The sequence below is a fragment of the Microbacterium phyllosphaerae genome, from assembly GCF_017876435.1.
Taxonomy (GTDB): Bacteria; Actinomycetota; Actinomycetes; order Actinomycetales; family Microbacteriaceae; genus Microbacterium; species Microbacterium phyllosphaerae.
The window spans coordinates 2,512,835-2,526,461 of record NZ_JAGIOA010000001.1 but is presented as its reverse complement, the minus strand read 5'-3'; the positions used below and the strand labels follow the sequence as shown (position 1 = coordinate 2,526,461).

General features: G+C 62.1%; 16 protein-coding genes and 1 tRNA gene. 3 read left to right on the top strand and 14 right to left on the bottom strand.

Annotated elements, in window-relative coordinates:
• Positions 1-20 precede the first annotated feature (20 nt).
• The 3 genes from JOF42_RS11795 to JOF42_RS11785 all read left to right on the top strand — a co-directional run bounded on the left by JOF42_RS11795 (position 21) and on the right by JOF42_RS11785 (position 2,646).
• Positions 21-1,154, top strand: coding sequence for a hypothetical protein (locus JOF42_RS11795; protein ID WP_210098029.1), 1,134 nt, complete (start codon positions 21-23; stop codon positions 1,152-1,154).
• Between the two features lie 35 nt (positions 1,155-1,189).
• Entirely contained in the window at positions 1,190-1,432 is a 243-nt protein-coding gene (locus JOF42_RS11790) for a hypothetical protein (RefSeq protein ID WP_210098028.1), read from the top strand.
• An 809-nt stretch (positions 1,433-2,241) separates the two neighbouring features.
• Complete coding sequence (locus tag JOF42_RS11785; RefSeq protein ID WP_210098027.1) at positions 2,242-2,646, top strand: hypothetical protein; 405 nt, start codon at positions 2,242-2,244, stop codon at positions 2,644-2,646.
• Between the two features lie 49 nt (positions 2,647-2,695).
• Here JOF42_RS11785 and JOF42_RS11780 read toward each other — a convergent pair whose 3' ends face one another.
• The 14 genes from JOF42_RS11780 to JOF42_RS11715 all read right to left on the bottom strand — a co-directional run bounded on the left by JOF42_RS11780 (position 2,696) and on the right by JOF42_RS11715 (position 13,543).
• Positions 2,696-4,981: a phage tail protein gene (locus JOF42_RS11780; RefSeq protein WP_210098026.1), complete on the bottom strand. Its 2,286-nt coding sequence runs from the start codon at positions 4,979-4,981 to the stop codon at positions 2,696-2,698.
• A 112-nt stretch (positions 4,982-5,093) separates the two neighbouring features.
• The gene (locus JOF42_RS11775) at positions 5,094-5,324 is read right to left on the bottom strand and encodes a hypothetical protein (RefSeq protein WP_210098025.1); all 231 of its coding nucleotides are present in this window, start codon (positions 5,322-5,324) and stop codon (positions 5,094-5,096) included.
• Positions 5,317-5,484 (bottom strand): hypothetical protein, encoded by a 168-nt coding sequence (locus JOF42_RS11770; protein WP_210098024.1) that lies wholly within the window; start codon positions 5,482-5,484, stop codon positions 5,317-5,319. The genes JOF42_RS11775 and JOF42_RS11770 overlap by 8 nt, the downstream gene beginning before the upstream one ends.
• A 13-nt stretch (positions 5,485-5,497) precedes the next feature.
• Positions 5,498-6,064, bottom strand: coding sequence for a hypothetical protein (locus JOF42_RS11765; RefSeq protein ID WP_210098023.1), 567 nt, complete (start codon positions 6,062-6,064; stop codon positions 5,498-5,500).
• A gap of 653 nt (positions 6,065-6,717) precedes the next feature.
• Positions 6,718-7,857, bottom strand: a complete 1,140-nt coding sequence (locus JOF42_RS11760) for an AAA family ATPase (RefSeq protein WP_210098022.1) — start codon at positions 7,855-7,857, stop codon at positions 6,718-6,720.
• Positions 7,854-8,276 (bottom strand): hypothetical protein, encoded by a 423-nt coding sequence (locus JOF42_RS11755; protein WP_210098021.1) that lies wholly within the window; start codon positions 8,274-8,276, stop codon positions 7,854-7,856. Before JOF42_RS11755 ends, JOF42_RS11760 begins: the two co-directional genes overlap by 4 nt.
• A gap of 253 nt (positions 8,277-8,529) precedes the next feature.
• Complete coding sequence (locus JOF42_RS11750; RefSeq protein ID WP_210098020.1) at positions 8,530-8,715, bottom strand: helix-turn-helix domain-containing protein; 186 nt, start codon at positions 8,713-8,715, stop codon at positions 8,530-8,532.
• A gap of 443 nt (positions 8,716-9,158) precedes the next feature.
• Positions 9,159-9,231 (bottom strand) — tRNA-Arg (locus JOF42_RS11745).
• Positions 9,232-9,257: 26 nt separating this feature from the next.
• Positions 9,258-9,644 (bottom strand): hypothetical protein, encoded by a 387-nt coding sequence (locus JOF42_RS11740; protein WP_210098019.1) that lies wholly within the window; start codon positions 9,642-9,644, stop codon positions 9,258-9,260.
• Positions 9,637-9,990, bottom strand: coding sequence for a helix-turn-helix domain-containing protein (locus JOF42_RS18290; RefSeq protein ID WP_210098018.1), 354 nt, complete (start codon positions 9,988-9,990; stop codon positions 9,637-9,639). Before JOF42_RS18290 ends, JOF42_RS11740 begins: the two co-directional genes overlap by 8 nt.
• On the bottom strand, positions 9,990-10,370 hold the full coding sequence (locus tag JOF42_RS11730) for a hypothetical protein (RefSeq protein ID WP_210098017.1): 381 nt from the start codon (positions 10,368-10,370) through the stop codon (positions 9,990-9,992). The genes JOF42_RS18290 and JOF42_RS11730 overlap by 1 nt, the downstream gene beginning before the upstream one ends.
• Positions 10,371-10,456: 86 nt before the next feature.
• The gene (locus JOF42_RS11725; protein WP_210098016.1) at positions 10,457-11,617 is read right to left on the bottom strand and encodes a tyrosine-type recombinase/integrase; all 1,161 of its coding nucleotides are present in this window, start codon (positions 11,615-11,617) and stop codon (positions 10,457-10,459) included.
• A gap of 299 nt (positions 11,618-11,916) precedes the next feature.
• Entirely contained in the window at positions 11,917-12,966 is a 1,050-nt protein-coding gene (locus tag JOF42_RS11720) for a 2,3-butanediol dehydrogenase (RefSeq protein ID WP_210098015.1), read from the bottom strand.
• Between the two features lie 25 nt (positions 12,967-12,991).
• On the bottom strand, positions 12,992-13,543 hold the full coding sequence (locus tag JOF42_RS11715; RefSeq protein ID WP_210098014.1) for a hypothetical protein: 552 nt from the start codon (positions 13,541-13,543) through the stop codon (positions 12,992-12,994).
• Positions 13,544-13,627: the final 84 nt, after the last annotated feature.

Genomic DNA, 13,627 nt, shown 5'->3' with positions numbered 1-13,627 from the left:
CACTCGCTATGCTCCGAGACGTGATGGAACAACTGTGGAACGGCTTCTCTGGATGGTGGGCCACGATCAACTGGGGCGACGCTCCAACCTGGGTTGGTGCAGTCGGAACCACAGCAGCAGTGTTGTTCGGTGTATACACCTGGAGGGCCAAGCTACGTCGAGAGGATCTGGCCGAGTTCAACCTCGTGAAGATTCAGTACAGCGTTCACGGGAACAACATCCAGATTCCGGTACACGTCCGCGCCGAAGCCTTCAACTCCAATTCTCATCCGATACCGCTCATCTGTCTGTATGGGTGGGATGCGGGTTGGCGGCCTCGAGTCATGACGGTGTCGGGAGACGTCACGGTTCCGCCGAAAACCACCGCTGTGGCCACGTTCAATCTCCAACGCGCCTTTCGAAACCGTGACTTCTACGTAATGGTTCAAGGATCACGAGGGCAGGAGAGGCTCTTCTCGCTTCAGGGTAAGCCCCTCGGTTTCGCAGCACGCCGCGTCATTGCTCGACAACGTCTCCGCCGCGGTTGGGCGCAGCTGGGAGCGTGGGTCCGCGGACTGTTCCCGCACTATCTTCCAGAGAGCAGGCCAACGAACTCTCGCAGAGCACGACTGGGGATGTTCTGGAAGACCTTCACCGCGTCCGGGCACGCCGCAGCTCTGTTGATCTGGCGATTTCGTCCATATCGATACCTGATGCTCACAGCCGCGGGACTGCTTGCGATGGAGCTGATCGCCTTCGTTCTCCTCGGCGCGCCCGCAGCCGCCGGCATGCTTTTTCTTCTACTGCTCGCGATCACACTCTTTGGCGCTGCGCTCTGCGCGTTGCATACGCTTTGGAGACTGCTCGATCCGAACCGCCTGGTCCTGTTCGCACCTGATCTGGGTTCTAGTCTTGATGTGATCTTCAAGAGCAACCGGCGGGTCTCTTTCGCGAACCACGCAAGAACCTTCCGCGGTGAGAGTGCACCCGCACTCCGCGAAGCGGTGGCCACGTGGATCGACGGTCTTGAAGGATACTGGCTCGACATTCGTGCGCAGAACAAACGCGTGGCTCGTCACTACATGGTCCAATTCCCCCAGCTCAAGATCGTGGGTCGCGACTGGATGGGGCACTATCGTCTCGCCGCCTTGCCGAGCGAGACGTCTGGGACCTGAGCGCCACGATGGTGCAACTACGCTATCTTTTCGGTATGGAAGGCGTCGTCAGAGTCGATTTCAAAGAAGAGGACCAGCAGTGGCTGGTGACTCTCTACAACGCCAATGGAGACACCCGTCCTGGCGAACCATTTCCTGCGTCCGGGCATGAGAACTACACCAAGCTTGAGCAGGTTCTTGGCCGTCTCACATCCCTCGGGTACCGACCTCACCGGATCCCGTACAACCACATAAACCGCGGCTGGTACATCTTCGACGTGAGTCCACTCGACGAATGAGAAAACGGCCCCGTCTCAGCCGAAGCTAAGACGGAGCCAATGATGAAGCATCGAGGTCGAGGGGCATGCCCCCTCCCTCCCCACCCTGTCGGCCCTCCCATAGGTACAGTGCCGATCTATCTATCGTGTTTTTTCCACAGGACCCGGGCAGCGTCCGTAACGCTTCCTCGCACACGGTCACCTCAGCAGCCACCGACAGCACGTGACCACCGAGGTTCGACCGTGATAAATCTCCGTGTGTGAAAAGGCCCTGTACCTATAGGGAGGGCCGAAGGATGGGGCGGAAGGGGGTCTAGGCCCGTCTCGCCGTTGGCTGGGTCGGGAGATGTGTGTGCTGGTTTGGGTGCCTGGCTTGGCTCTGCCTTTTCGGCGGTTGTGTGTTCCCGTGGAGTGGCAACCAGTAGCCGTTGACGGTTTGGTTGGTTGTTCGTGTGGGTTTGGGTGCGCTTCTGTTTGGCTCGTGCTTGCCGGTTACAGATCGCGTGCGATGGGGCCGAATTTTCGAGGGTGTCGGCCCCGCCTTGTGCGTGGGGGGGTGATGTGGTCGACGTCTAGTGCGAGCGGTCTAGCCTGCCCTATATCCCAGTACTTGCCGGCGGCACGTGCATCCCGGTCTGCTTCGGATTGGGTCCGGTAGTCGATTGGTACCCGGGCGCCGTGGCAGAGGTGGCAGGGGGTGTTGTGCGCCCGGCCTTCTTTGCGCACATGCCGGGTGATTGTTCGCCATGCGGTTGTCGCGGTTCGGCTGGCATTCATGAGACTCCTCCCTGGATTCAGTGGTGCGGCTATGCGTTGGCTATGGTCGGATTATGAGCACTGTTACTACGCCCACCCCTCCGACGCTGAGCGAGAAGGCCGAGAGCCACATCCGCAACACGACTTGGACGGTCGCCGGGATTGCTTTTGGGTTTGTTCTCGGGACGGCTGCACTCGTCTACTTCCCGCCTTCTGACGGGCCTCTCGCAATCGGCTTCGCGATTCTTCTGGGACTGTTCGTGATCGCGGCAGGCGGCGCGAAGGAGATCTTCACGATCCGGGAGCGAGAGATTCGCTTGGAGATCGCGGAATTGCCTGAGGACACGTCAGCCGATGATCTGCTTGCGTTCCGGAAGATGGAACGCAAGGCAGGCGACTGGGCCTCGGCGTGCGGACTGTATGCGTGGATCTTCGGCCTTGGTGTCGTGTTCTCTGCCTGGTTGAAGCTCTCGTCTTAATAGCCCGCCCCGCCTCAGCCGTGGCCGAGGCGGGGCACAGAGTGGCGTGTCAGTTGCCCCTAAGCCCGCGACGTCGAGCAAAACCCGACTCCGTTTCGTCAAATGATCCGATTCGCCCGTCCGCGCGGGTGTCGACGTATGCGTTGAACTCGTGTCCTTCGACGACGAGACGCATGTTGTCGGGGATGCGGGGGACGGCTGGCGACGATGCACCGATCAGGCTGGTCATGTTCGAGAACGAGATCTCGGGCTTGAACTTCTCCGCTCCAAACGTGAACTGCTCCATGAGTGAAGCGCCCCCATCGGCTACGGCTGTCCATCCCGATCCTGAGAACGTTCCTCGCTTTGCGGGCGAGTGAGGGAAGAATCCGCCGGCCCATTCGAGGACACCATTCACGGCGTCTCCGACTGCACCGACCATCGAGCTGATGCCGTCGATGAATCCCTGGATGAGTGCCTGTCCGGAATCAAGCAGCCACGTTCCTACGCCGCTGAAGAAGTTCTGCACGCGCTTCGGGATCGACCCGAGGAATGTCATCGCGTTGTTCCACGCTGAGGTGATTCCGTTGGTGATCTGTTTCCAGATCCCGCCGAAGAATGCGACGAGACCCATCCACGCGCCCATGAAGACCCCGGTCAGCCAGTTGATGACACCGCTCATCTGTTCGACCAGCCCGTTCCAGACCGCGGCGAGGATCTGTCCGACGCCCTGAACCGCCGCGACGATCGCATCCCACACACCAGAGAACACAGTCTGAAGACCGGTCCACGCGGCGTCCCAATCCCCGGTGAAGACACCGATGATAAAGGAGATGAGCCCTCCGAGCGCTGTCACGAGTCCCTCGACGACGGGCAGCAGTGCGTTCAGAAACGTCCCGGCAAGGTCCGCGACGGAACCCGCGATTAGCGTGAACAGTTCGGCAACGGGTGGGAGGATCGCCCCCACGAGCTCTCCCAGCGGCCCAAGCAGAGTGAGCACGGCGGTGACAATCTGCATCAGCGGTTCGAACAGCGGCGAGACCGCTTCAAACACCTGACCCAACGTTTCGATCAGCATCCCGATTGTGGGGGTGACCGCGACGATCGCATCAGCCAGACCGGATCCCAGAACCTGCAGCAGTTCGGAGAGCATGGGACCGAACCCGGACAGTGATCCCTCAGCGCTTCCGAACGCGCTTGTGAGAGCCCCGCCGACTTCTTCTGCCAGACCAGCGAGCGATTCCCGGAGTGGCTCCGACTCGATGAGTAGGCCCGCAAGCAGGCCGATGATCGCTCCTACAGGCCCACTGATCACGGGCAGGAACCGTCCGATGACCGGCAGCATGCTGAGCAGGGGCGCCATCGCGCCAGCCAGCGCGGTGAAGACCGGAGTCAGCCCCGAAAGACCACCGAACACGTCTCCGAATCCGGAGAACTTCTCTGAGACGCCGTCGATGAGTCCCAGCAGTTGATCTGCGAAGTCGAAGTCGACGCCATCGGCAGCGAACTGCAAGCCTTCGACGGCGGGGGTCAGTCGGGACGCGATTCCGTCCGACAGGACAATGACCTCGTTGAAGAAGTCGCGTGCGAGTCCTAGTGCCGGCCCAGCGAAGAGTGCGCCCAGTCGGCTCAGCGAGGCCCCGACGTTCGCGAGGGCACCACGCGTCGTCTCACCCGATGCGAGTGCCGCACCACCGATGTTGTCCTCGATGACTTTGCGGAAAGTGGCCGCGTCAACTTGGCCTTGTTCGACCATCTTGCGGAGCTCTTCGGCGGTGACGCCGTACTCGTCCTGCAGCCACTGGAAGATCGGCAGCCCACGATCGGCGAGCTGGTTCAGCTCCTGCGTATAGACCTTCCCCGACGTTGTGGCCTTGTTGAGGATTGACCCCATCTCCTCGAGCGAGACGCCAGCGATCGTGGCCGCATCGGCGGTGAGGCGCAGGTAACGCTCGAGTTCCTGACCGGGTTTGATGCCTGCAGCGACTGCAGTGGCGGCGGTTGTGGCCGCTGCATCCAAACCGAAGGCCGTGCCCTTCACCGAAGCGAGAGCATCCTTCATGATCGCCTCGACGGCCTTGGTATCGTGCCCAAGACCCTTCAGCTTCGCTGTCGCATCCTCAATATTCAAAGCACGAGAGATACCCCCACCGAGGGCAATAGCTCCCACCGTCCCCGCGAGCAGTCCCACCCCGCCGACGATCTTCCCCACGCCGCTCGCGAGAGAGGTGAAGAAGCCTCTCGAACGCTTCTCGGCGCCACCGAATGCTTGACCGGCTTCCTTATCGACGGCTTTCGAGAACCCAGTCCCAGATGGGAGCAGGCTCACGTAAGCCACACCAATTTCCTGTGCCATGTGGCACCTCCGAACGACCCGAAGGTCTGCAGAGGGTGAGGCGACATCCCCTGTTGAATTAGGAAGGGTGCCCAGGCTGTGAACCCCGGGCACCCCATGTACTGCAACTGCTCTACTGCTTTGCCTGCCGCACGAAGGTGCGGAGGATTCCTTCCATCCCCAGCCGCAGCCGCCGGTCAGTTGTGAAGCCGTCGAAGACCCGGGCCATCGCGATCGGGATCAACGGCAGCACCCGTGCGAAGCGATCCAACGGGATCTCGGTCTGCATCACATGCTCCCGATCAGCGGGCTTCGCGAGGAGCACTTTCGCGGCAACGTACTGAGCGAGCTCGTCATCATTCATTCGAATCACCACCACCCAGCCGGCGTGCGAGCCGATCTACCGGATGCTCCGGTTTCGTCAACGGCTTGATCACGCCCTTCACGAACACGAACAGCATCGTCAGGATCACGATGGCCACTGCAATCGCGCCGATCCAGGACACGATTTCCCAGGGGTTCACGATGCCCTCCTTCTCAACCGCGGAATCGGGGCGCGTCGCCCACTGAGTACGTGGCTGCTCGAACGAAGCCCTCGCGGATGTCGGTCGTGTAGCGGTGCAGTGCCGCAGCATCACGGATCGCTTCACCCGCGGACGGGTACGCCTCGGCAGCCTTGTTGACCACATCTGCCCAGCCCGACTCGTTTGCTTTGCGGATGACGGCATGCGCAAGGGGGCGGTCATCGGAGCGGATCGCGCGTTCGATGGTGCGCATTGCGTCCTTGTCGTCCTCGAGGCGGTCGGCTCGCTCCTCTGCGTCTCGCATTGCAACGAGGTCGCCGCCGCTGGTTCCGATCCTCGCGACGAGTGACCGTTGCAGAGACTCGGCCTTCGTGGCGATCGCGGTCTCTTCCTGCTTCTGAATCTTCGCCACCGACTCGGTGACGAGTCGGTGCGCGTCGGCGAGGACTTCCTGCTTGCCGAGTGGGGTGAGAGATGGATCTGTCTTCAGCTTGTCGTGCAGCTCCCTGTACTGGCTGATCTCTGCGATCGCCTTGGCGCGGTAGCCGTCGATCTCGGTCTTGAGTGCGTCGAGTGCCATGGTTCTGGATGCCTTTCGTTAGTTGGAGTCGCGGCCGAAGAGGGCTGCGATTTCAGGGGGAAGTTTGTGGTGTGGTCGACGGGCGACCTTGGTCATGTCGCGCACAACTCGCTCGAGCAGTGCGTCGTATCGTTCGCCGTTCCAGTGGGAGTGGTCCGGGCAGTTGCGGATGCCGGCGTGTGCTCGGCTGATCAAGTCCTCTGTCATGTCATTCCGATCTCTGTACTTTCGGGAACACGCTGCAGTGCTCCTCGTGTCTCTCCTGTCGGGTCCAAGATCCCGAGCCCGTGCGGAACCATCGGACCCACGGCCAACACGTCGTGCATGTTGCTGGGGAGATGTTGATTGGTCGATTCATCTGCGTCCCCTCCGCCTCCGTGAGCGAGCGCGTTTCACGCCGTGGATGCGGTTGATCTCGGCTCGTACGTGCTCCTCTCGCGCGCGTGTCGTCCAAAGCTGCGTGAGTGTGGGGGAGTTGATGAACCCGAGTGTTGGTCTCGGGCCATTCTTCGGGTGAGCAAACTCGATCCATTCCGCGATCGTGAGGTCGTGGAGTGCCGCGAGTTGCGCGTTCGTGGCTGGTTCGTCGAATGACCTGTCGATCAGGACCTTCGTGAAGTTGCGCCGTTCGCGTATGAACTGGATTTGAGCGGTCATGCCGTCACCGCCTTGCCGCCGCATCCTGACCGTGAACACTTAGCTCCGACTGTCACTCCGTGCACGCACGTTCCGGGGTCGGTTTCCGACAGGTAGGCCGTGTGTAGGGGTGTAGGAAGTGTCGTTTGTGTAGGAAGCTCAGGTGCCGTTCCTACACTTCCTACGCTTCCTACAGGGGTATTTCCTACGGGGATATAGAGTCCGCGGTCCGCTCTGCCGATTCGAGCCGCTCGGTATGCGCGCAGCAGATAAGTACCTGCGTCCTTTTCTGTGATGATGAGCTCTGAGGCGACGTCGGCGGCACGGACTCCTTCTGGATGCTGTGTGACGTACGCGACAACAGCGGTCGATGTTCCACCTAGTCCCTCGGTCACTCGCTGATTCGCCAGGGCGACCGCAGCCTCGGTAAGAGCGCCACCAACGAGCACCCATCTCACGCCGTCTCGGTGAACGGCGTACTCGCCTTCAACGGCGTCACGTGACGTGACAGACAAGCTGCCATTGTTCTCGTTGCGATCGCGGCGAAGGACCAGGATCGAATCTGCGGATCCTGCGAGGCCCTGCGTTCCTGACACGGAATCGAGGAAGTCGTCACCCGCTGCTTTGCGAGTGTGATGAACCACGATCACCGAACCGCCCGAGACGCTGTCAGCGACAGCCTTGAGACCGCCACCGATCCGATAGTCCTTCTGGTAGTCCGACTCGCCAGTGTTTGCTGGCGGTGCCACTTTTCCAAGCGTGTCGATGATGATGACCGGAGCCTCGTCGTGGTGTTCGCCCATGAACTCTCTGGCCTGCTCGAGAACGGACCCGGGGTCAGCCTCGGTCTGGAAGTAGAGCTGCTCAGGTGCGACAACCACATCAAGGTGTTTGAGGCGATCCTGAAGTCGCCGTTGCGTGTCTTCTAGAGCGAGGTACAACACGGGTCTTGCTCGGTCCACTGGCACTGCTCCGAGAGCTTCACCGCCAGTAGCGAGCTGGTACGCCAGGTCGAGCACGAGCCAGGACTTACCGATCTTCGGTGGTGCGGCAAGGATTGTCAGACCTTCGGGGATGATGCCGGGGATCACGTACTGAATTGGGGCGAACTTCCGAGACATGAGGTCCAGCATTGAGATGCGGTTTGAGCTGTTCACGCGACCTCCTTTCGGGTGTCTTGAGTTGAGGTGAGCCGTATTGGCTCACGGATGTTGTCGAGGCTGGCGAGATAGATCTGCCACGCCTCATCAAGGACGTCATCAACGTCTGGTCGGTTCGCGAGATCCGCGGCTTGGTCGAGCCGGTCCAGAAGGTACTGCTGCCGGTCGTTGTCAACGAACGCGCGAAGCCACAGACGGTCGGCGTCGAGCTTCAGGAGTTGCACTTCCGTGTCTCGCGAGCGCCGTCCTTGCTCGTAGGCGACTCCCCATAGGGTGTTGATTGCGTCGGGGAGTTGCCAGAGCCGCAGCGAGCCGTCCGCGAGCCCCCACGCCCATGCGTCGATAGCGATCGATGCTTGTGCGCTGATTGTTGTGCGTGGATGATCGGCTCCGCTCGGTGAGGGTGCCGCGTTCAACTCACTGCCCGCGCGAAGTCGACGCGTTGCGCGGCCAGTTCTCCCGTAGGGTCAGCCACTCCCGTCGAAGTCATCACGCGGAGGCGCTGTTCACTGATGGCGCCTGTCCGAACTGAATTAATGAGCTGAATCGTTCGGGCGTACCCCAGCAAACGAACTGACTTGCGGATGATGCGTGTCATCCGGGCTGGTGGGATGTCGACGCCGTCTCCCGCGTACGCGTATCGAATTAGACGCTCGATAGGCCCGCTGGTCATGCTGCATATCCGGCCAGGGGGCGCACCGACTTCTCCAAACTCGTCATGTCAATGCGAATGAGCCGTGGCCCGAATTTGACAGCGCGAATAGACCCGTCTGTGATGCGTCTGCGCACTGTGTCTGTGCTCACGCCCATCACAACGGCTACCTCTGCAATGCTTCCCCAAGTTGTTTCCGACATTTCTTGTACCCCGATTCCTCATTCGAAGCCGGAGTGGGTAGCCTGAAGGGACCCACCCTGACACCTCAACCGTCTCCGTGGTAGCGGCCGCTTAACAGGTCAGAGCGTTAAGCGGGCGCGTTCGATAGCCCACGAAGTTCCATGTACTGCGCAGCACTTGGCCGCATAACTATGTAAATGGATCTCTGCGAACTTTGCCACGTGCTCTGTGTATAAATCTGTGGATAAGAGAGGTTTGTCGGAGCGTCGGACAGATCTGATGGACGACGATTTGGCGAAATTCCGCTGATTCTTGGGCTGTTTTAGTGTTGAGCCACTTTATAGAATGTGTGCAAAACTACGCCTGCTATCGGCTTGAATTGACCCGGATGTGACGGCGCGTCGAGGCCTGTTGTGCCAGCGCTCGTCTTGCGTTTTGGGCGACATATCAGTCTGGGGACGCGTCCTGCTGGCTGGATTCGAACCAGCGACTATCGAGGTAGAAGCTCGATGCTCTGTCCACTGAACTACAGCAGGGGCGGGTACGCACATCCCGTGTGCCCTCAGGTAGACGCGCCCGTGCTCTGGTCTGCCATCATCTCAAGCTCGAGCTGGATCAACGGGTCGTCCAGGAACGACCCGCACGGTGCTGTCCAGTAGTAGTGGCCTTCTGCGTGTCGGCGCCGCCTGGCTCTCCCGTCCGCTTCCCAGGTCGGGTAGATCCGGGGCAAGAGGAGAAGCATGCGTTCCGCCTCTGCGCGCTCTGAGTCCGTAGCCCAGGCGTAGTGCCGGATGACGAACTTCCTGGTGCTCGGGACTCGGAAAGCGCGGTAGTGAATCTTGAGGACAGAGCCCCCTTCTCGATGCTCGTACCAGCCGTCTCGAGCGATATCGTTTCCGACCTCGAAAGAGTAGTCGGCGTACTTTCCCCGATGGCTTGCGTTACTCATGCCCATGTCCTTCCTCTATCCAACCCCGCTTGGCGCGGGCGACCATGGCGGCGAAACGGCCTGCCTGGGACTGGCTCCATGCGTATTGCGGCCAGCGCTTCGAGATGGTCTTGTTCGAGCAGCCAATGCTTCGGGCTGCCTCACTGATCGATGCCCCGTCTTCGAGGAGCAGCAGCGCCCGCTCAAGCTGAGTGCGCGGAACAGGGGTCGTAGCTGGACGGTGGCTATGACCGGTCGCCTGTCGCCAGCGAACTACCGTCCGGCTTGATACCCCGCAGATCTGCGCGATCTGGCGAGCCGAGAGGCCTGATCGCTCAAGGCTGGCGAACTGTTCGTGCACGGTCATCAGACGTCTCGGTTTGCGAGTTCGTGAGTGACGGCGTGCGCCCGCTTGAGAGTCGGAGTCATCTCGAGCACGAACTCTTCGTACAGGGTCGAGGCCGTGGTGAAGATGTCGCTGAGGTTCCTGAAGGAGTCGGTGCTCTCGTCGGGCTCACGCCAGATCTCGTCGACATCGAGGCAGCACTCGATGCGAGGGACTCCGTTCACCACTTCGAGCAGGAAGCTCTGGCGGACATCGCCGGCTTCCAGAGTGATTCGCTTCTCATGTGAGTGAGGCGCGAACTGCACGATCTCCGAGTCGGTGTGGTCGAGCTCGCACCACGTGAACTTCTCGCACTGCGGGTGCGTGTCTGTAATTGCGGATGGGATACTCGTATTGGTCATGTCAGCTCCTAGTTGTTTGACCTAGCCCTCGTCGAGTTGCCGCTCGGCGGGGGCTCTTCTTGGATGCGACGGTTGCCGCATCACGTTCATGCGAGTTCGCTCATGCGCCTCGCGAGCTCCTCGTCACGTCCAGCGGTGTGCTGGTATCTCATGGCTGCCGCGACCGTAGAGTGGCCGAGGCGCGACTGCAGTTCCTTGAGCGTGGCACCAGCCAACGCTGCACGGGTCGCTCCGTAGTGACGAAGTGCGTGCCACGGCATGTCTTGACGACCCGCCGCGATTCGAGCCGGGTTCCAGTGCTTCCAGAACGCTGACTGAGCCAGATGCCCGCCTCCGTCCGCAGATGGAAACAGCAGCGAGTCGGCGGATCTACCTACAAACTCACTCAGATGCTCGGTCACGATGTCGTTGACATGAGGAGGGAGAACGATGGCACGGACTCCGGCCTCCGATTTCGTGCGACCGACGATGAAGCCCTGTCCGGTGACGTGCGTTACCCCGCGGGAAACGTTGACCACGATCGACTGAGACTCATCGTCGCTGACGATCTCAATGTCTCTGCGGCGAAGCTCCGTCAACTCGCCGTAGCGCACGCCGGTCCATGCGGCCAAGACCACTGCAGCTCGGAAGCGGGGCGTGATCGCATTGAGGATCGCTTGCAGCTCTGACGGAGTTGGGGGCTCGGTCTTCTTCCCTGTCGACGCGGAGGCGGCGCCCCGAATCTGGCAGGGGTTAACCTTGATGCGTCCGTCCGCGACCGCGGTTGAAAGTATCGACTTCAAGAGTTCATATGCTCGAGCGGCCTGGGTCTTCGTCCCGGCTGCGATCAGCGTTGAGTACCACGAACGAACTTGATCCGGCGTAATGGCTGTCAGTCGCGAGTCCGCGAACGGGCGAAGCGAACCCGCAAGGAGGCGCCGATACTCAGAGGCCGTCCGCGGGCGGAGGTGCTCTCCGTGGCGGTTGGTTCGGGTGCTGATCCAGTCCTCGGCGTACGACCCGAAGGTGAGCGCTTTACCTTTGCCGGATGACTCCGCGCGAGCAGTGTCGAACTCTGACCAGGTGCCGTCGAGGATGCGCGCCTGCTGCACCGCGAGCCAACCGCGGGCATCAGTGATGCCATCGAACGTCTGCGGCGCGTTGTGGCGTTCTCCATCCGGCCCCACGTACGACGCTTGATAGCGGCCCGACGAGCGCTGCCGAATCGCACCGAACGACTCGCGCCTCTTGCGCTTCTTGGGAACCATGGCCTGTCTCTCCTGGGCAATAACGGGCAATATCTTGTGCGGTGTACTGCGACCTCATGCGTCCCAGTGACCTTAACACAATCAGGATAAAACCGCACCAGGAAGGCTCAGTTCGCTGCAACCACGCGGTTTTGCCCAGTAACGCAGATACTGTTTCGATCCCAGTATCGCGCACAGATGAAAACCCCCGGTCCTCCGGGGGTTTTTTCGTTGTCCTGTCACCGCCGGGGCTCATTCGGACGGATGCGACGGAGGGCCGAGCGGATGCATCCGCTCGGCCCTCCGTCTGCATGTGGCGGTCAGTCGGCCTGCACGAGGATCTTCGCGCCGGCGCCGCCTCGGAGCGCGTGGATGGCGTCGACGACCTGCTCGAGCGCGACCTCCTGCACCCAGCCCGTGGTGTCGTAGACGCCGCGGGACATCGCCTCGATCACCGCATCGAAGTCTTCGGGGAGGTAGGCCAGCGCGCCGGCGATCTCGGTCTCGGCCATGACGAGCTGCGTGGGCAGGAACTCCATGGTCCGCTCGTGGATCGCGACGACGACGACGCGTCCGCCGGGCACGAGGCTGGCGAGCGACGAGGTGACGGCCGGGCCCGCGCCTGCGGCGTCGAACGCGACGTCCACGCCGTCGCCGTCGGTCAGCGCCGCGACCGCGGCGGCGAGATCTTCGTTGACCGGGTCGACGACCGTCGCGCCGAGCGCAGCGATGATGGCACGCCGGTCTGCGCTGGGTTCCGAGACGAGCACCTTCTCGATGCCGCGCGCCTTGAGTGCGAACCAGACGCCGATGCCGATGGGCCCGGCGCCCGCGATCAGCGCGGTGCCCCCGGCCTCGACACCGCCGCGTGTGACGGCGTGCCAGGCGACCGACATCGGCTCGACGAGTGCGCCCATGCGCAGGTCGACGTTCTCGGGAAGCACGTGCAGCTTCGTGGCATCCACCGTGGTGAACTCCGCCATTCCTCCGCCGTGCGAGCTGAGCCCGTGGAAGCCGATCTTCTGGCAGGCGTTGAACATGCCGCGGCGGCACGCCGGGCACTCTCCGCAGTAGTAGATGGGCCAGACGGCGACGCGGTCGCCCACGACGACGTCATCGACACCCTCGCCGAGCTCGACGACCGTGCCGGAGAACTCGTGCCCGAGGATCTGGGGGAGCGTCGACCCGGTGATCGGGTGCGGGTGATCGAAGTCCAGGCCGGCTGCCTCGGGGCTGTAGTACACGTGCAGGTCGGAGCCGCAGATGCCGGCGAAGGCGTTCCGCAGCTTCACCTGTCCGGGGCCGGGCGAGGGCTCGGGAACCTCCTCGATCCGGAGGTCCTCCTTGGCGTGGAACTGTGCGGCCTTCATCTTCTTCTCCTCTTCCGGGCGGCTGTCAACGCAGCCACCACTCCGGTGACGCCGCGAGGATCAGCCTCACGGCACGTTCGATGTCGTCGTCCCCGCTGCGCAACCACTCCTCGATGGCTCCGACGGTGCCGGCCGCGGCGTAGGCCACGGCGATCCGCATGGCTGCGGCGTCGTCGGCGAACACTGCCGGGATGATCCGGGGGTGCAGCTCGGCCCACAGCACAAGGCCCGCGCTGATCGACCGCTCGAGATTGTCGCGTACGGGAGCAGCGAGCAGCGGATGCATCGCGCCGCGGTACACATCGGCTCGCCGATGCACGTGTTCGAGCAGTGCGCGCTCCCCGTCGCCGATCACGTCGGCCTGGGGGAGGACCTCCATCGCCTCATCGATCTCGGCGGACAGCGCGTCGGCGAGCAGGCTCGTCGGGCTGTCGGCGTGGCGGTAGAAGGTGTCGCGCGTGACACCCGCCTGCAAGCTGATCGCGGATGCCGTCACCTCCGAGATCGGGGTGGTCCCCGCCAGTGTGAGGACCGCCCCGCGAAGGCTCTCGCGCGAACGTCGCGACCGTGCGTCCATACCTCGACTTTATCTGACGGTCGTCAGGTAAGTGCCGGTCACAGACTTCGCTCCAGTCACAACTGCACCATTGTCAACAAAGGA